Origin of the sequence: Streptococcus mitis (assembly GCF_023109105.1) — a bacterium.
GTDB classification, from domain to species: Bacteria; Bacillota; Bacilli; order Lactobacillales; family Streptococcaceae; genus Streptococcus; species Streptococcus mitis_BW.
Genome location: NZ_JALDTZ010000008.1, coordinates 40510 through 57800, shown reverse-complemented (window position 1 = coordinate 57800; position 17291 = coordinate 40510). Strand labels below are relative to the sequence as shown.

Below are 17291 nucleotides of genomic sequence, written 5' to 3'. Positions count from 1 at the left end.
ATATAACAAAATATAAAAATTGAGTAGAAAAAAGATGACAAATTTTGACAAAATGGAACAGAACTTTGTAGCTCTTACAGAAGAAGAGTTGATGAATGTAGATGGGGGATTCTTTGGTCCTGTATTGTTTACTATTTGGGGGACAAAAGTATTAGTAGGCCATGCTCTATCAGCAGGTGTAGCAGTAGGTTTTGCTGCTCTAGCTACTAATTAATAGATGAAGGGGATAGATGATGAATTATAACTTTGAAAATATGAAATCAGATGAATTGGAAAAAATTTCAGGTGGCTCTGTAGTAGGTGCTTTTGCGTTAGCATGGGGTGTAACCAAGGCGGTTGGAATCATTGGCGGTACAGCTGTTTCTGTTTACGTTGCAGGAAAAAGCGTTAAAGCAATAGGCGATTGGGGACTTTCAAGATTGCGATAATTTTTTAATACTGATGAGGTGGTGCAATGAAAAATGAAATAACTAGAGTAATAAAAATTGTTTTATTGTTTGTCTCTATGGCTATCATGAATTTGATGTTACTTGGAATATTAGCTATGCTTGGGTTTTCTTTGACGGGCAGTGTGACTAGCTACCTCGTGCCACCTTTATTTTCTACTCTTGTGTTGCTTTTTATTAACAAGATAATAACAAGGAAGGACAGACAGAAGGAAAAATAAGAGCTATTTTAGAAAACAGGATACTATTATCGGTAAAATATGAGCTTGCTATGAAAAAATTTTTATTAAGTTTTGCTTTAACAGCTTACAGCATATTATTAATTTATTCTCTACTTAATTTAGAAAAGGTATCGTTGGAAAGCTGTATTTTGTTAGTGGTATTTACATACTATATTAATAAAAAAGAAATATTTAAAGCAAAAGTGCATTAGATTAAGAATATTTTAGAAAATGATAATCAGTTTACAGCAATGACAGAAAAAAACAGGACAAAGAGCCTCGCAAAGGGTATATTGTCGGAGGTTTATCTGCTGTAGGCCTAGCTACATGGGGTTACTTTAAATAAGATAAAACACTTTGGAGAAATCATAAATTTTAAAATAAAGTTTAATTTAGTTGTACATTTTCGAATTGTTTTTCGAATAAATAAGTAAGAGGAACAAAGAAAGGAATAAAATAATGAAAGAACATTATTATGGATTTGTTGAGCTAACTTCGGAAGAATTGACCGATATTCAAGGTGGAGAAAATTGGGCGAAGACCCTTGCAGATTGGTATATTGGGTTTCGTAGAGGTTTCGGTTTTTAGGAGGATAAGCAATGAATGACAAGTATACTATTGAAGTATTAAAGGAAAGCGACTTAGCCTTGCTGGTTGGTGGTAGTAAGGAAAGTTATCAAGGGGGTCTAATTACAGGTCTATTGTTACGTAGTGTATTTATTGGGACCCCATTTTTTAGAAGATAAGATTTAGAAAAGTAGATTATTTTATCTTTTTAAGGAAATATAGGAATGTTGCTACTATAATAATCTTGGATTTTCTTTTCCGAGGAGTATAGTTAGTTATGTTATATGACCTATATCGTTAACACTTATAGGATTATTTATTGATAGAAAAAATAGAACAAGAGGAGAAAAAGATGACAAATTTTGACAAAATGGAACAGAACTTTGTAGCTCTTACAGAAGAAGAGTTGCTGGATGTAGATGGGGGAGCATTGCCTCTTGTACTCGCTGGAGTGTCTATTTGGAAGATAGGTGCAGCAGTAGCAGGTGGAGCAACAGCACTTTTTGCTGGAGGAGCAGCTTTAGGGTATTATGCGAATAGACCATAATTTGATGGTAGTCAGAGAGGTATCTCTATGTCTTTAAAAAAAGAAGTGATATTATTAGTGGTATTGTTATCGCTACGTATTATTTTTACTATCGTTCAAATTTTAATTGACTATAAAATATTATCTGGACAGTATAGTGTAAATTTTATGGATATTTCAGAAGTATTTACCTATCCAATACTCATTTTAATCATTTACATAGCAATAAAATATAATATAAAGGAGTAATGAAGAACATGAACTTAGAACAATTTTATCAATTATCTGACGATGAATTAGTGGGAACGAAAGGTGGTTTTGGTCTTGCGGAAGCAGTTGGGATTGCAGGAGTACTGAATGCTGCTGTACAAATTTTTAATGCTGGTTACAAATTTGGTTCAGATTTGGCTCGTCGTGGGCGTTAGATAATGAACAACCGCAACCTGAATCTCAATACATTGTTACTTAAACTAGCCACTATATGTCCTTTGTTGGGAATAACTCTTAATCTCGCGATTCATGTGATTCGTACAGGTTCGTTAGTATCCTTTAATTGGCAATGGACTTTAGTTGGTTTGCTTCTCTCAGGATATTTTGGTATTTTTCGTAAAGATTTGTCAAAAGATAATCAAAACTATAAATGATGAAAATGAATCAAAAGGATTTTGTGTATGTGAATGGTAGAGTTTTCTGCCATTCTTGTCAGGTAAAAAGGAGTCTACTATGAAACAATTCTTATTAGGATTCGCTGAGGGATATTTTACCGTATCACTCATTATCTACATCGCAACGTATTTGATTTTGAAAAATCCAATCAATACCCTATTTTATCCAGAAATTTACCCCGTTTTATTTGGGCTATTTTATCTAGGTTATAAGTTCAATAAAAAGAAAGTAGAGTGAGAGGTTAAGAATGACTTGTTATACTCTTCGAAAATCTCTTCAAACCACGTCAGCTTCCATCTGCAACCTCAAAGCAGTGCTTTGAGCTGACTTCGTCAGTTCTATCCACAACCTCAAAACACTGTTTTAAGCAACCTGCGGCTAGCTTCCTAGTTTGCTCTTTGATTTTCATTGAGTATAAATTATTTTTCAAATAAAATTTAATTAGTTGTACATTTTCGAATTATTTTTCGAATAAATAAGTGAGACGACAAGGAAGGAGACTACGCGATGTATTTACCAATCTTATTGCCATGGTTTATCAAATGGTATTTAAAATAAATGAAATTTAACTGTTCATTTTAAATCACTTCTCAAATAGATAAGTGAGAAGAACAGGAAGGAAAAAAGATTTCAGTAATTTATCCATTCTGGTTTTTAAAATGGTTTAAGAGCTAGAAGTCGTAAACTAAAAAATAGAAATAAAGGAGAAAAAAGATGACAAATTTTGACAAAGTAGAACAGAACTTTGTAGCTCTTACAGAAGAAGAGTTGATGAATGTAGATGGGGGAATTATTCCTGTAGCAGTAGCAGCCAGTATTATTGCTGGTTCAGCATTTGCAGGTCTAAGTGCAGGTGTTGCAATTGGGCTCAGTCGAAACAAGAGATAAATGGTGATATAAATGAATTTTTCAGAAGAATTTGCGGCTATTATTATATCAGCCTCAGGAATCGTGGGTTTATTAGTAGGAGTAGCTATTGGATTAGCTAGTATTATTTAAAAAGGAGTATATCATGCAAAATTTGAATCAATTTGAAATCGTAGAGCAAACTGAACTAGAACAAGTACAAGGAGGTGTAGGCTTGTTAGTTCTTGTTGGAGGATCTTTATTAGCTGCTGGCGGAGCTGGTGCTGCAGGATACTGGTTAGCCCGCACATTTGGATAATAAATTTAGAGGAGGAAAAGACAAATGAAAAAATTTGACATCATGGCAGAAGAAGATTTGGCTCTTACTGAGGGAGGCATCGTTGTTACTACTTCTACAGCTATCGCTTGGGGTGTTTTAGGAGTCGTTACTTATATGTACGGTCGTCATCTAGGAAGCAGACGTTAAATTTAACAATTTGATACAACGGTGTTATCTGTTCTGACTAGGAATAGATCATACCAGAGGTGGCTTATACTCTTCGAAAATCAAATTCAAACCACGTCAACGTCGCCTTGCCGTACTCAAGTACAGCCTGCGGTTAGTTTCCTAGTTTGCTCTTTGATTTTCATTGAGTATTAGAAATAGCAGGAACATTAGAAATTGTAGTAATAAATAGGATGTCATAAAGGTTACTATCAATGATTTATTTGTTCCCAGCTTGCCTAGGGGGACAGTAAAATATCAATTTCCTTTCATACCATATTTTTAGTAGGTAGGACGTTTGTTCTGCCTATTTTTTGCCAAAAAGTGCAGTTGGGGTATTTATTTATATCGTTTGGAGTTTATTTGGAGTTTTATATGTATTTTTTGATAAAATAGGTGTAGAAATTAGGAAAGTTGAAGAAAAGAAATAAAGAAGATTTTAAGATATTTTTTAGTATTTATTTTTCTATTTTTTATGAATATTTTCATCTGTAAGATATTAGCAACTATGGGATTTCAACTGAAAATGAGTGAGAAGAGTTATATTGTTCCACTGCTGTTTTCGATTATCGTTTTATATATAATTGACAAAAGAATTAGGAAGAAAAAGAAATCTTTGTAATCAACTTAAGGAGTATTACTATGGATGAGTTGAAACGTGAAATTGGTTATAAAATCAAAACTATTAGGCGATCTTGTGGAAAAACTCAGATAGATATTTGTGGAGATGAATCAGAGTTGACGATTCGTCAGTTAGCACGTATTGAAAATGGGCAAGCTTTAGCAACACTTCCTAAATTATTATTGATTGCGGATAAACTTGGAGTATCATTACAGAATATTGTAGATGTTAAGGCTATAGAGATTCCAAAAGCATTCCTAAAACTCAAAGATGAGCTTATTCATTCTCAAACCTACGCTGATAAGGGAAGAATCGAACGAAAAGAAGCTATACTTGAGGAAATATATGAGAACTATTATGAGAATTTGCCTGAGGAAGAACAGTTAATTGTGGATGTGACACAAGCTCGTTTTGATATTTATGGTAGTTCAGATGCGACCTATGGTTTAGGTTTAGTGGAAGAATATTTCCAGCAGTTATTAAAAAAGAAATATTTTTCTGTAAATGATTTATTGATTATTGAATTGTATTTCTTTTGTTGTGCTATGGGATTAGAAGATAAAGAACATTTTGAAGAGTTAGCTCAAAAAGTATTACTATGTTCAGAATATGAAGATAAGGCTAGCCTAGCTCAGATGGAAAAAGTTCTTCTGAGCCTATTTATCCAAATTCAGACAGAAGATAGTCTGATATATATTCAAACATTTGAGAAAATTATTGCTAAAACAAGACATGTTTTTTACCGACCTCATCTATTTTTGCTAAAGGCAAAATATGCTTTATTTGTAGACAAGAATATTTTAGAGGCAGAAAGTTTCTATGAAAAGGCAATTTCTCTAGCAGAATTGCTAGATGATCAGGTATTAGCTCAGAGAATCTTAGCAGAAAAACAAATAGATTTCCCAACAACCTGACTTCTAAGTCATGTTGTTTTTTTCATGTTTTTGTTATACTAAGTTCATAAAGAAAGCGTTTCCAAAAAGAAAGGAGGTTTATTATGGTTGGAACGTTATTTGTCCTTTTAAGTATAGGAATTTGGTTCTATCTATAATATTAGGTAGAGATTAATGAAATAAAGTATTCTTATATTGGATTAAAGGGATGTTTTAAGAGGTTTCCTACATTAGTATAGAGGATGAAACTTAATTTTCAATGATATAAAAGAGTGATTTGGAGATTGTGAGGGTTGAGTATTTTTATTTATGATGTAGGAAGTGTAAACTAAAAAGGAGGTAGTAGTCGTATAAAGGTTAAATAGACATTATCTTTTATTGAACCTTAGTGATATAAAAGTAATTTGATAATCTAGGAAAATGTAGTAGTAATTTATTTATTATAGATATGCTAATAAAAATAGTATAAAATATAGACGAACATTTGAAGAGAGCTAGGAATACAACATGTGCGAACTAACTATCAATAAAACATAAATAATATACAAAAGGAGTATACTAAAATGAAATCTAAAAGAATGGAATTTCATAATAAATTTCTCATTGTTTCAGCAATGTTAGCAGTCATTAGCTGGTTAAGCTTAGGTGTTGTTTCTTTCCCTATGTTGGCAGGGGCATTAGGAATTTCGACAGGCTCTGCTGCTACTGTAGTCAATTTGATTAGTGCTTATAGTACAGTTACAGCAGTAATTTCAATTGTAGGTGCAATCACAGGGGTAGGTTCTATTGGTTCTGGTATTGCAGCAACAGTTCTTTATATATTGAAAAAGAAAGGTGCTGCTAAAGCAGCTCTATGGTAGAACTAGATGAAAATACTTTCTAAAAAAGAATGTGAAAGTATTTTAGGTTATCTTAATTTTATTGGGATAACCCTTTTGTTTTTTGTTATCATAAGTTTGTCAATCTATTTTAAAAGCTATCTTCCTTTTCAAGGGAAATTATTTTTACTTTTTTTGGTAGTAGATTACGCTACTTTGAATCGTTATAATATGAAACTGTCTATCCAAAGTAAAAAAATAAATACTTTCTATATAAGGAAAAGCTATATTTTTCTCTATCTTTTTGCTATTGTCAAGAAATATTATTCTTTCCAAATTTTACAATCATTCATTTATTTATTTGTTTTGTATTTTCTAGACATTATTGGATATTTTTATTTATCCATTACTCTTTGTTTAATAGTTATTCAAATTATTTCTTTAATTCTACCTAGTTTGTTTTCGATTATAAGTAAATTGTTCTTATTTTTATCTATAGGACTATTGTCTATAGAACAAGGACAAGTTGTAATTTATGTCATACTACTCAATTATTTTATTTTAGTCATGGGGATATTAGATAATCATGCGAGTAATTTCTATTTTAAAAGCAGTCGAATGAGTCAAAAAAGATTTCGTAGCAGTCTATTTATATTGCTTCGTTTTTGCTGGTTAAATAAAGGGTTAACTTTTTCTTTTATTTTGATTAGTATTCTTCTTTCCTATCTATTTTGGTATATGATGACGATGTTATCAATTGATGGCACAAAAATACCAATATTGTTTCTTTATACCTCAATATATATTACATTAATGGAGGCAATAATAGGGAATCATAAATCCTCAATTGGGGTAGATCTAGCTTTACTTCAATTATCTGCTCTTAATCATTCTAAAATGAATTTCTTTTTTAAGAATACACAATTAATGATGTTGACGCATTTAATCTCTTTCTTACAATTTTCATTGTTGTTATGTTTGATTCCGGTGACAAGTTATAGTAATGATATAAAAAGTATTTTGTTGAATTTGCTATTGATTCCATTCAATTATTTTATATCCTATGTCTATTATAAGAAAGCTCTATTTTTAATTAAAGGTACAGTTAGTTTATTGAGATGGAGTTTTCTGGTTTTATATTGTTTTCTGATATTATTTGTAACTTTAGTAGGGGGCATTGGATGAGAAAAAGTGGTTTTATGATTTACTATGTCTTATTTTGTATGGTCTGTTTTTCACTAGGTTTACTTTTAAGCTTTATATTAAAAAGTGAGACTTTTGCTACTATACCTCCGAAACTGGAATTACAATTTACATTGACAGTTTTACAGGCAAACTCTACAAATTTTTTGCTATATCTATTCTGTTTTCTGATTTCGCCCTTATTGCAACTTTTTGATTTGCTATCTTTAGGAATACAATTGGGTATATCTAGTCAGATGATTGGAATAGTATCTACAATAAAAGGAATATTACCTCATGGTCTTATTGAAATACCGAATTTTATTTGGTATCAAGGTATGAGTCAGTATCTTTTATACCGATTATTGAAGGATAAGGGAATTAAAAATATACTTATTTATATAAAAAGTAATTTAAAATGGTATATCATTTCTTATCTTTTATTAATTTTAGCAGCGTTGATAGAGGGAATTAAATTATGAAAATTGAAAATGAATCTAAAAGTTATGATAAATGTATACTGAAAAATATATCACTAGAGATTGATAAGGGAATTTACAGAGTTGAAGGAGAGAATGGTTCAGGAAAGAGCACCCTTCTACAACTTTTAGCTGGGCTAGAGACTTTTGATAGTGGTTTAAAGAATTGTGTCTCCAAAGATGTACTATACCTTGATACCAATCAGCTTGGGGTTATTCCATTCACTATAGAAGAAAATTTGCAGTTGTTGTGTGATTCTTTTCAAATCCATCTATCATTTGAGAATAAAGAACAAATTAATACTTTTTTTGATAACAAAATCGGAGATAACTATATGACAGCATCTACTGGAACAAAATTCAAATTAGGCTTATCCTTAATTTTTGCTAAAAATTGGGATTATATTTTTATTGATGAGACCTTATCAACAGTGGATGCAAGAAGCATTGATATGATTGCTAAACGCTTAATTTCTATAAAAGAAAACTCTACTATTATATATGTATCTCATAATTTATTGCATCAAGAATTGATTAGCAAATCTCAAAGAATTTTAATAAAGGAAGGACGGGTTTATGAAATTTCAAACAAATAATAGTTTATACAAGTTAATGAATCTGATTATTTATCTTTTTCTTTTATATCTGTTTATTGATTTACTGATGAAGTCGGGAATTTTAGATGAACAAATTGATAAATTATCTGAACTATCTAATCTTTTTACAATTAAAATAGAAACAATATTGACAGTGATTTCTGTTGTTTTCACATTTATAGCAACTCTTATTGAATATGGATTTTCTCTCTTTCTGATCACATTATTTTTTGATAAGGATAAGAGGAACTTTGGAGATGTTCTTTTATCTAAAAATATAATCTTAAGTTTTAGCATTTTACTTTGTTACTTATTTAATCCATCGGATATAAAGTTTGCCTATTTCAGCGTATTGACAGTATTACTAATTGGGCTAACAAATTATGCGAGATTTAAAAATTTAAGATTGACAGTAGTATTTTCTATACCATTTTTATTTAATGCTATAATGTCTATTATAAATAGTTTTTAGAAATACTAAAATTTCTTTTCTTTACTTAATAATGATACGAAATCATTTCGGTTTTGTTAACTTGGAATTCTTATATTTTCTAGGCAGGACGTTTGTTCTGCCTATTTTCTTTATCCCAAAAGTGCAGTTGGGAGGGAGATAGGCGCATTTGGGGAGGAAGTCCAGTTTTTGTTTGGTGATTGGGGTAAAATAGTTGTTATCAGATGAGTTTAGGAAAAGGAGATGAATATGAAATTTGGGAAACGTCACTATCGTCCGCAGGTGGATCAGATGGACTGCGGTGTAGCTTCATTAGCCATGGTTTTTGGCTACTATGGTAGCTATTATTCCTTGGCTCACTTGCGAGAATTGGCCAAGACGACCATGGATGGAACGACGGCTTTGGGCTTGGTCAAGGTGGCAGAGGAGATTGGTTTTGAGACGCGAGCTATCAAGGCAGATATGACGCTTTTTGACTTGCCAGATTTGACCTTTCCTTTTGTTGCCCATGTGCTTAAGGAAGGGAAATTGCTCCACTACTATGTGGTGACTGGGCAGGATAAGGACAGCATTCATATTGCCGATCCAGATCCTGGGGTAAAATTGACCAAACTGCCACGTGAGCGTTTTGCGGAAGAATGGACAGGAGTGACTCTGTTTATGGCACCTAGTCCAGACTACAAGCCTCATAAGGATCAAAAGAATGGCCTGCTCTCTTTTATCCCTATATTAGTGAAGCAGCGTGGTTTGATTGCCAATATCGTTTTGGCAACACTCTTGGTCACCTTGATTAACATTGTGGGTTCTTATTATTTGCAGTCTATCATTGATACCTATGTGCCAGATCAGATGCGTTCGACGTTGGGGATTATTTCTATTGGGTTGGTTATCGTCTATATTCTCCAGCAGGTCTTGTCTTACGCTCAGGAGTATCTCTTACTTGTTTTGGGGCAACGCCTGTCGATTGATGTGATTTTGTCCTATATCAAGCATGTTTTTCACCTGCCTATGTCCTTCTTTGCGACACGCAGAACAGGGGAAATCGTGTCTCGTTTTACAGATGCTAACAGTATCATCGATGCGCTAGCTTCGACCATTCTTTCGATTTTCCTAGATGTGTCAACGGTCGTTATTATTTCTCTTGTTTTATTTTCACAAAATACCAATCTCTTTTTCATGACTTTATTGGCACTTCCTATCTATACAGTGATTATCTTTGCCTTTATGAAGCCGTTTGAAAAGATGAATCGGGATACCATGGAAGCCAATGCGGTTCTGTCTTCTTCTATCATTGAGGACATCAACGGTATTGAGACAATCAAGTCTTTGACCAGTGAAAGTCAGCGTTATCAAAAGATTGACAAGGAATTTGTGGATTATCTGAAAAAATCCTTTACCTATAGTCGGGCAGAGAGTCAGCAAAAGGCTCTGAAAAAAGTTGCCCATCTCTTGCTCAATGTCGGTATTCTCTGGATGGGGGCTGTTTTGGTCATGGATGGCAAGATGAGTTTGGGGCAGTTGATTACCTATAATACCTTGCTAGTTTACTTTACCAATCCTTTGGAAAATATCATCAACCTGCAAACCAAGCTTCAAACAGCGCAGGTTGCCAATAACCGTCTAAATGAGGTTTATCTAGTAGCTTCTGAGTTTGAGGAGAAGAAAACGGTTGAGGATTTGAGTTTGATGAAGGGAGAGATGTCCTTCAAGCATGTTCATTACAAGTATGGCTATGGTCGAGACGTCTTGTCGGATATCAATTTGACTATTCCCCAAGGTTCTAAAGTGGCTTTTGTGGGGATTTCAGGGTCAGGTAAGACGACTTTGGCCAAGATGATGGTTAATTTTTACGATCCAAGTCAGGGAGAGATTAGTCTGGGTGGTGTCAATCTCAATCAGATTGATAAAAAGGCCTTGCGCCAGTATATCAACTATCTGCCTCAGCAGCCCTATGTATTTAACGGGACGATTTTGGACAATCTTCTTTTGGGAGCCAAGGAGGGGACGACTCAGGAGGATATCTTACGGGCGGTCGAATTGGCAGAGATTCGGGAGGATATCGAGCGTATGCCCCTGAATTATCAGACGGAATTGACTTCGGATGGGGCAGGAATTTCAGGTGGTCAACGGCAGAGAATCGCTTTGGCGCGTGCTCTCTTGACAGATGCGCCTGTCTTGATATTGGATGAGGCGACCAGCAGTTTGGATATTTTGACAGAGAAGCGGATCGTAGATAATCTCATGGCTTTAGACAAGACCTTGATTTTCATCGCCCACCGCTTGACCATTGCTGAGCGGACAGAGAAGGTTGTTGTCTTGGATCAGGGCAAGATTGTTGAAGAAGGAAATCAAGCCGATTTGCTTGCACAGGGTGGTTTTTACGCCCATTTGGTGAATAGCTAGAAAGAGGAGAGGATGAAACCAGAATTTTTAGAAAGTGCGGAGTTTTATAACCGTCGTTATCATAATTTTTCCAGTCGGGTGATTGTCCCCATGTCCCTTCTGCTCGTGTTTTTGCTTGGCTTTGCAATATTTGCAGAGAAGGAGATGAGTTTGTCAACTCGGGCTACTGTTGAGCCTAGTCGTATCCTTGCAAATATCCAGTCAACTAGCAACAATCGTATTCTTATCAATCATTTGGAAGAAAATAAGCTGGTCAAAAAGGGAGAACTGTTGGTTCAATATCAGGAAGGGGCAGAGGGTGTCCAAGCGGAGGCCTATGCTAGTCAGTTGGACATGCTCAAGGATCAAAAAAAGCAATTGGAGTATTTGCAAAAGAGCCTGCAAGAAGGGACGGATTACTTTTCAGAGGAGGATAAATTTGGCTACCAAGCCACCTTTCGCGACTACCTCAGCCAAGCAGGCAGTCTTAGGGCTAGTACATCGCAACAAAACGAGACCATCGCGTCCCAGAATGCAGCAGCTAGCCAAACCCAAGCCGAAATCGGCAACCTCATCAGCCAAACAGAGGCTAAAATTCGCGATTACCAGGCAGCTAAGTCAGCTATTGAAACAGGCGCTTCCTTGGCCAGTCAGAATCTAGCCTACTCTCTCTACCAGTCTTACAAGTCTCAGGGGGAGGAAAATCCGCAAGCTAAGGCTCAGGCAGTGGCGCAGGTTGAGGCGCAGCTTTCTCAGTTAGAATCTAGTCTTGCTACTTACCGTGTCCAGTATGCAGGTTCAGGTCCCCAGCAAGCCTATGCGTCAGGCTTAAGCAGTCAATTGGAATCTCTTAAATCACAACACTTGGCTAAGGTTGGCCAGGAATTGACTCTTTTAGACCAGAAAATCTTGGAGGTGGAGTCAGGTAAGAAGGTACAGGGAAGTCTTCTAGACAAGGGGAAAATTATGGCCAGTGAGGATGGGGTGCTTCATCTTAATCCTGAGACTAGTGATTCTACCATGGTCGCAGAGGGAACCCTGCTAGCCCAACTCTATCCGTCCTTGGAAAAAGAAGGGAGAGCCAAACTCACAGCCTATCTCAGTTCCAAAGATGTAGCAAGAATCAAGATTGGTGATTCTGTTCGCTATACGACGACTCATGATACCAAGAATCAAGTTTTCTTGGATTCTACGATTACAAGTATTGATGCGACAGCTACTAAGACTGAGAAAGGGAATTTCTTTAAAATCGAGGCTGAGACCGATCTGACTGGTGAGCAGGCAGAAAAACTTCGGTACGGGGTGGAAGGTCGTCTGCAGATGATTACGGGCAAGAAAAGCTATCTACGTTATTATTTGGATCAATTTTTGAACAAAGAGTAATGTTCGTGTTTTTAGAGTTAAATGATTTTAAAACTGTAAGAAAGATTCTTCTTGCAGTTTTTTCTTTATGATTTCCGAAGTAAATGCGCTATTTGTTCGCTTAAATTCTTGTAATTTTAGGTTTTTTGTGGTAGAATGTGCTCAAGTAATACGAAAGGCGAACTTTAAAATGTCAAAACAATTGATCTATTCGGGAAAAGCTAAAGATATCTATACAACTGAGGATGAAAATCTTATTATTTCAACTTACAAGGATCAGGCGACTGCTTTTAACGGAGTCAAGAAGGAGCAGATTGCGGGTAAGGGAGTGTTGAATAATCAGATTTCATCTTTTATTTTTGAGAAATTAAATGCGGCTGGTGTAGCGACTCACTTTGTGGAGAAAATTTCGGACACGGAACAGCTCAATAAAAAGGTGGAAATCATTCCTTTAGAAGTCGTGCTCCGCAACTATACTGCTGGTTCTTTTTCAAAACGTTTTGGTGTGGATGAGGGCATTGCATTTGAGACTCCGATTGTCGAATTTTACTACAAAAATGATGACTTGGATGATCCATTTATCAATGACGAGCATGTGAAATTCCTACAGATTGCGGATGACCAGCAGATTGCCTACTTAAAGGAAGAGACGCGTCGTATCAATGAACTTTTGAAAGTCTGGTTTGCTGAGATTGGGCTTAAGTTGATTGACTTTAAGCTAGAGTTCGGTTTTGACAAGGATGGCAAGATTATCTTAGCAGACGAATTTTCACCAGATAACTGCCGTTTGTGGGATGCAGATGGCAACCACATGGATAAGGATGTTTTCCGTAGAGGATTGGGAGAACTAACAGACGTTTACGAGATTGTTTGGGAAAAGTTGCAGGAATTGAAATAACAACCTCAAGGTCGTTGGAACATTGCAAGAGCTGAAATAAAGGAATAAGAATTGATGGATAAACGTATTTTTGTTGAAAAAAAGGCTGATTTTCAAGTCAAATCAGAGAGTTTGGTTAGAGAACTCCAGCATAGCTTGGGACTTTCAAGCTTGAAAAGTATTCGTATTGTGCAAGTGTATGATGTCTTTAACTTGGCTGAGGACTTGTTTGCACCTGCAGAGAAACACATTTTCTCTGAGCAGGTAACAGACCATGTCTTGGACGAAACGGCTGTGCAGGCGGATCTTGCTAACTATGCTTTCTTTGCTATTGAAAGCCTGTCAGGGCAGTTTGACCAGCGTGCGGCATCTTCACAAGAAGCCTTGCTTTTGCTGGGTAGCTCAAATGATGTGACAGTCAATACAGCACAATTGTACTTGGTGAATAAAGATATCGATGCGACTGAGTTGGACGCGGTCAAGAACTACTTGCTCAATCCAGTGGATTCTCGTTTCAAGGATATCACGACAGGGATTGCCAAGCAGGAATTTTCAGAGTCAGATAAGACCATTCCGAAATTGACTTTCTTTGAAAGCTATACAGCAGAAGATTTTGCCCGCTACAAGGCCGAGCAAGGGATGGCCATGGAAGTGGATGATTTGCTCTTTATCCAGGACTACTTTAAGTCAATCGGGCGCGTGCCAACTGAGACGGAACTCAAGGTTTTGGATACTTACTGGTCTGACCACTGCCGTCATACGACTTTTGAGACAGAGTTGAAACACATCGACTTTTCAGCATCTAAGTTCCAAAAACAATTGCAGTCAACCTATGACAAGTATATTGCTATGCGTGATGAGTTGGGGCGTTCTGAAAAACCACAAACCTTGATGGATATGGCGACTATTTTCGGTCGTTATGAGCGTGCCAATGGTCGTTTGGACGACATGGAAGTGTCAGACGAAATCAATGCTTGCTCAGTAGAAATCGAAGTGGATGTCAATGGTGTCAAAGAACCATGGCTCCTTATGTTCAAAAATGAAACCCACAACCATCCAACAGAAATTGAGCCATTTGGTGGGGCTGCTACCTGTATCGGTGGGGCTATTCGTGACCCATTGTCAGGCCGTTCATACGTTTATCAAGCCATGCGAATCTCGGGTGCTGGTGATATTACAGCACCGATTTCGGAAACTCGTGCTGGGAAATTGCCACAACAAGTGATTTCTAAAACAGCAGCTCATGGTTATTCTTCATATGGTAATCAGATTGGGCTTGCGACGACCTACGTTCGTGAGTATTTCCACCCAGGTTTTGTGGCTAAACGTATGGAGCTAGGTGCAGTTGTAGGTGCGGCTCCTAAGGAAAATGTCGTCCGTGAAAAACCAGAAGCGGGGGATGTCATTATCCTTCTTGGAGGTAAGACAGGACGTGATGGTGTCGGTGGTGCGACAGGTTCTTCTAAGGTTCAAACAGTAGAGTCTGTGGAGACTGCTGGTGCCGAGGTTCAAAAAGGGAATGCCATCGAAGAACGTAAGATTCAACGCCTCTTCCGTAATGGCAATGTCACTCGTCTTATCAAGAAATCTAATGACTTTGGAGCAGGTGGTGTCTGTGTAGCTATCGGTGAATTGGCAGACGGTCTTGAAATCGACCTCAACAAGGTTCCTCTTAAATACCAAGGCTTGAATGGAACAGAAATTGCTATCTCTGAATCACAAGAACGGATGGCAGTCGTGGTTCGTCCTGAGGATGTAGATGCCTTCATTGCTGAATGTAACAAAGAGAATATTGATGCTGTTGTTGTTGCGACAGTAACTGAAAAAACAAATCTAGTTATGCACTGGAATGGTGAAACAATCGTGGACTTGGAACGTCGTTTCCTTGATACCAATGGTGTGCGTGTCGTTGTCGATGCTAAGGTTGTGGACAAGGATGTTAAACTCCCAGAAGAACGACAAACAAGTGCTGAAACTCTTGAAGCAGACACCCTTGCGGTTCTATCTGACTTGAACCATGCGAGTCAAAAAGGTTTGCAGACCATCTTTGACTGTTCTGTCGGTCGTTCTACGGTCAACCACCCACTTGGCGGTCGTTACCAACTCACACCGACTGAGGCATCTGTACAAAAATTGCCAGTTCAACATGGTGTGACTCATACTGCGTCAGTCATGGCTCAAGGGTTCAACCCTTATGTAGCAGAATGGTCACCTTACCACGGTGCTGCCTATGCGGTTATCGAAGCAACTGCTCGTCTAGTGGCGACAGGTGCCAACTGGTCTAAGGCTCGCTTCTCTTATCAAGAGTACTTTGAGCGCATGGACAAGCAAGCTGAGCGTTTTGGTCAGCCAGTAGCGGCTCTTCTAGGTTCTATCGAAGCACAAATTCAACTTGGTTTGCCATCTATCGGTGGTAAGGACTCTATGTCTGGTACTTTTGAAGAATTGACGGTGCCCCCAACCTTGGTTGCCTTTGGTGTGACAACAGCAGATAGCCGTAAGGTCCTTTCTCCAGAATTTAAGGCTGCTGGTGAAAATATCTACTACATCCCAGGTCAAGCTTTGGCCCAAGAGATTGATTTTGATCTGATCAAGTCTAATTTTGCTCAATTTGAAGTTATTCAAAAGGCTCACAAAGTGACATCTGCATCAGCTGTCAAATATGGTGGTGTTGTTGAAAGTTTGGCTCTTGCTACCTTTGGAAATCATATCGGTGCAGAGGTAACCTTGTCTGAACTTGAAACAGCTTTAACAGCTCAATTGGACGGATTTATCTTCACATCTCCTGAAGAAATAGCTGGAGTGGAGAAAATCGGTCAAACAAGTGCAGACTTTACCCTGCTTGTTAACGGTGTGAAGCTAGATGGATACAAGCTTGATAGCGCCTTTCAAGGTAAATTGGAAGAAGTTTACCCAACAGAATTTGCCCAAGCCAAGGAACTGGCTGAAGTACCAGCTGTCTCTTCTGACCTAATCATCAAAGCCAAAGAAAAGATTGGAAAACCGGTTGTTTACATCCCAGTATTTCCAGGGACCAACTCAGAATATGACTCAGCAAAAGCCTTTGAAAAAGAAGGTGCAGAGGTCAACTTGGTGCCATTCGTGACCTTGAATGAAGAAGCCATTGTCAAGTCAGTTGAAACAATGGTTGACAACATCGGCAAGGCTAACATCCTCTTCTTTGCAGGTGGTTTCTCAGCTGCGGATGAACCAGATGGTTCAGCCAAGTTTATCGTCAACATCCTCCTCAATGAAAAAGTCCGTGCAGCTATTGATAGCTTTATCGCTCGTGGTGGCTTGATTATCGGTATCTGTAATGGATTCCAGGCCTTAGTCAAATCGGGTCTCCTACCATACGGAAACTTCGGGGATGCCAGCAGTACTAGCCCAACCCTCTTCTATAATGATGCTAACCAGCACGTGGCCAAGATGGTAGAAACTCGTATTGCAAATACTAACTCACCATGGTTGGCTGGGGTGCAAGTGGGCGATATTCATGCTATCCCAGTATCACACGGTGAAGGGAAGTTTGTCGTGACGGCTGAGGAATTTGCAGAGCTCCGTGACAATGGACAAATTTTCAGCCAATACGTAGACTTTGACGGCAAACCAAGCATGGACTCTAAGTACAATCCAAATGGTTCTGTCCATGCTATCGAAGGAATTACTAGCAAGAACGGTCAAATCATCGGTAAGATGGGACACTCAGAACGTTATGAAGACGGTCTTTTCCAAAATATTCCAGGAAATAAAGACCAGCACCTGTTCGCGTCGGCGGTTAAATTTTTCACTGAAAAATAAGACTTGCAGATTTTCGAAGAGTATCAGTAATGTGAAAGTCATGTAGATTGA

At 37.2% G+C, this 17291-nt stretch carries 25 protein-coding genes; 24 read left to right on the top strand and 1 reads right to left on the bottom strand.

Going from position 1 to position 17291, the window contains the following annotated elements:
• Positions 1–34 precede the first annotated feature (34 nt).
• The 10 genes from M1F37_RS06125 to M1F37_RS06080 all read left to right on the top strand — a co-directional run bounded on the left by M1F37_RS06125 (position 35) and on the right by M1F37_RS06080 (position 2663).
• Complete coding sequence (locus M1F37_RS06125; RefSeq protein WP_077804535.1) at positions 35–214, top strand: class IIb bacteriocin, lactobin A/cerein 7B family; 180 nt, start codon at positions 35–37, stop codon at positions 212–214.
• Positions 215–230: 16 nt separating this feature from the next.
• Positions 231–428, top strand: a complete 198-nt coding sequence (locus M1F37_RS06120) for a class IIb bacteriocin, lactobin A/cerein 7B family (RefSeq protein ID WP_247935142.1) — start codon at positions 231–233, stop codon at positions 426–428.
• Positions 429–454: 26 nt separating this feature from the next.
• Positions 455–667: a hypothetical protein gene (locus M1F37_RS06115; RefSeq protein WP_247935141.1), complete on the top strand. Its 213-nt coding sequence runs from the start codon at positions 455–457 to the stop codon at positions 665–667.
• A 459-nt stretch (positions 668–1126) separates the two neighbouring features.
• The gene (locus M1F37_RS06110) at positions 1127–1255 is read left to right on the top strand and encodes a Blp family class II bacteriocin (RefSeq protein ID WP_247935140.1); all 129 of its coding nucleotides are present in this window, start codon (positions 1127–1129) and stop codon (positions 1253–1255) included.
• 11 nt (positions 1256–1266) lie between these two features.
• Positions 1267–1413, top strand: a complete 147-nt coding sequence (locus M1F37_RS06105) for a hypothetical protein (protein ID WP_247935139.1) — start codon at positions 1267–1269, stop codon at positions 1411–1413.
• A gap of 173 nt (positions 1414–1586) precedes the next feature.
• Positions 1587–1781: a class IIb bacteriocin, lactobin A/cerein 7B family gene (locus tag M1F37_RS06100; protein ID WP_247935138.1), complete on the top strand. Its 195-nt coding sequence runs from the start codon at positions 1587–1589 to the stop codon at positions 1779–1781.
• 27 nt (positions 1782–1808) lie between these two features.
• A complete protein-coding gene (locus M1F37_RS06095; protein ID WP_247935137.1) occupies positions 1809–2009 on the top strand; it encodes a hypothetical protein in 201 nt (66 codons plus the stop codon).
• 8 nt (positions 2010–2017) lie between these two features.
• Entirely contained in the window at positions 2018–2185 is a 168-nt protein-coding gene (locus tag M1F37_RS06090) for a class IIb bacteriocin, lactobin A/cerein 7B family (RefSeq protein WP_001047583.1), read from the top strand.
• A gap of 3 nt (positions 2186–2188) precedes the next feature.
• On the top strand, positions 2189–2404 hold the full coding sequence (locus M1F37_RS06085) for a bacteriocin immunity protein (RefSeq protein WP_247935136.1): 216 nt from the start codon (positions 2189–2191) through the stop codon (positions 2402–2404).
• A gap of 79 nt (positions 2405–2483) precedes the next feature.
• Complete coding sequence (locus M1F37_RS06080) at positions 2484–2663, top strand: hypothetical protein (RefSeq protein ID WP_247935135.1); 180 nt, start codon at positions 2484–2486, stop codon at positions 2661–2663.
• Positions 2664–2712: 49 nt separating this feature from the next.
• Here M1F37_RS06080 and M1F37_RS09995 read toward each other — a convergent pair whose 3' ends face one another.
• Positions 2713–2835: a hypothetical protein gene (locus tag M1F37_RS09995; protein WP_282184483.1), complete on the bottom strand. Its 123-nt coding sequence runs from the start codon at positions 2833–2835 to the stop codon at positions 2713–2715.
• A gap of 305 nt (positions 2836–3140) precedes the next feature.
• Between M1F37_RS09995 and M1F37_RS06075 the strand changes: the two genes are divergently transcribed.
• The 14 genes from M1F37_RS06075 (at position 3141) to M1F37_RS06010 (ending at position 17240) form a co-directional block, all read left to right on the top strand.
• A complete protein-coding gene (locus tag M1F37_RS06075) occupies positions 3141–3314 on the top strand; it encodes a class IIb bacteriocin, lactobin A/cerein 7B family (protein WP_247935134.1) in 174 nt (57 codons plus the stop codon).
• 124 nt (positions 3315–3438) lie between these two features.
• Positions 3439–3591 carry a class IIb bacteriocin, lactobin A/cerein 7B family gene (locus tag M1F37_RS06070; RefSeq protein WP_247935133.1) on the top strand — a complete coding sequence of 51 codons (153 nt, stop codon included), beginning with the start codon at positions 3439–3441 and terminating at the stop codon, positions 3589–3591.
• A gap of 24 nt (positions 3592–3615) precedes the next feature.
• Complete coding sequence (locus M1F37_RS06065) at positions 3616–3759, top strand: hypothetical protein (RefSeq protein WP_247935132.1); 144 nt, start codon at positions 3616–3618, stop codon at positions 3757–3759.
• A gap of 445 nt (positions 3760–4204) precedes the next feature.
• Positions 4205–4399, top strand: coding sequence for a hypothetical protein (locus tag M1F37_RS10080; RefSeq protein ID WP_247935158.1), 195 nt, complete (start codon positions 4205–4207; stop codon positions 4397–4399).
• A 20-nt stretch (positions 4400–4419) separates the two neighbouring features.
• Entirely contained in the window at positions 4420–5313 is an 894-nt protein-coding gene (locus M1F37_RS06055; RefSeq protein ID WP_247935131.1) for a helix-turn-helix domain-containing protein, read from the top strand.
• 542 nt (positions 5314–5855) lie between these two features.
• Positions 5856–6152 carry an uberolysin/carnocyclin family circular bacteriocin gene (locus tag M1F37_RS06050; RefSeq protein ID WP_247935130.1) on the top strand — a complete coding sequence of 99 codons (297 nt, stop codon included), beginning with the start codon at positions 5856–5858 and terminating at the stop codon, positions 6150–6152.
• A 6-nt stretch (positions 6153–6158) separates the two neighbouring features.
• Complete coding sequence (locus tag M1F37_RS06045; protein WP_247935129.1) at positions 6159–7295, top strand: hypothetical protein; 1137 nt, start codon at positions 6159–6161, stop codon at positions 7293–7295.
• Positions 7292–7774, top strand: a complete 483-nt coding sequence (locus M1F37_RS06040; RefSeq protein ID WP_247935128.1) for a stage II sporulation protein M — start codon at positions 7292–7294, stop codon at positions 7772–7774. Before M1F37_RS06045 ends, M1F37_RS06040 begins: the two co-directional genes overlap by 4 nt.
• The gene (locus M1F37_RS06035; protein WP_247935127.1) at positions 7771–8367 is read left to right on the top strand and encodes an ATP-binding cassette domain-containing protein; all 597 of its coding nucleotides are present in this window, start codon (positions 7771–7773) and stop codon (positions 8365–8367) included. Before M1F37_RS06040 ends, M1F37_RS06035 begins: the two co-directional genes overlap by 4 nt.
• Positions 8348–8839: a hypothetical protein gene (locus M1F37_RS06030; protein WP_247935126.1), complete on the top strand. Its 492-nt coding sequence runs from the start codon at positions 8348–8350 to the stop codon at positions 8837–8839. Before M1F37_RS06035 ends, M1F37_RS06030 begins: the two co-directional genes overlap by 20 nt.
• A gap of 228 nt (positions 8840–9067) precedes the next feature.
• Entirely contained in the window at positions 9068–11221 is a 2154-nt protein-coding gene (comA, locus tag M1F37_RS06025; protein ID WP_247935125.1) for a peptide cleavage/export ABC transporter, read from the top strand.
• Positions 11222–11233: 12 nt separating this feature from the next.
• Complete coding sequence (gene comB, locus M1F37_RS06020) at positions 11234–12583, top strand: HlyD family secretion protein (RefSeq protein WP_247935124.1); 1350 nt, start codon at positions 11234–11236, stop codon at positions 12581–12583.
• A 169-nt stretch (positions 12584–12752) separates the two neighbouring features.
• Entirely contained in the window at positions 12753–13460 is a 708-nt protein-coding gene (gene purC, locus M1F37_RS06015; protein ID WP_247935123.1) for a phosphoribosylaminoimidazolesuccinocarboxamide synthase, read from the top strand.
• 54 nt (positions 13461–13514) lie between these two features.
• Positions 13515–17240: a phosphoribosylformylglycinamidine synthase gene (locus M1F37_RS06010; RefSeq protein ID WP_247935122.1), complete on the top strand. Its 3726-nt coding sequence runs from the start codon at positions 13515–13517 to the stop codon at positions 17238–17240.
• Positions 17241–17291: the final 51 nt, after the last annotated feature.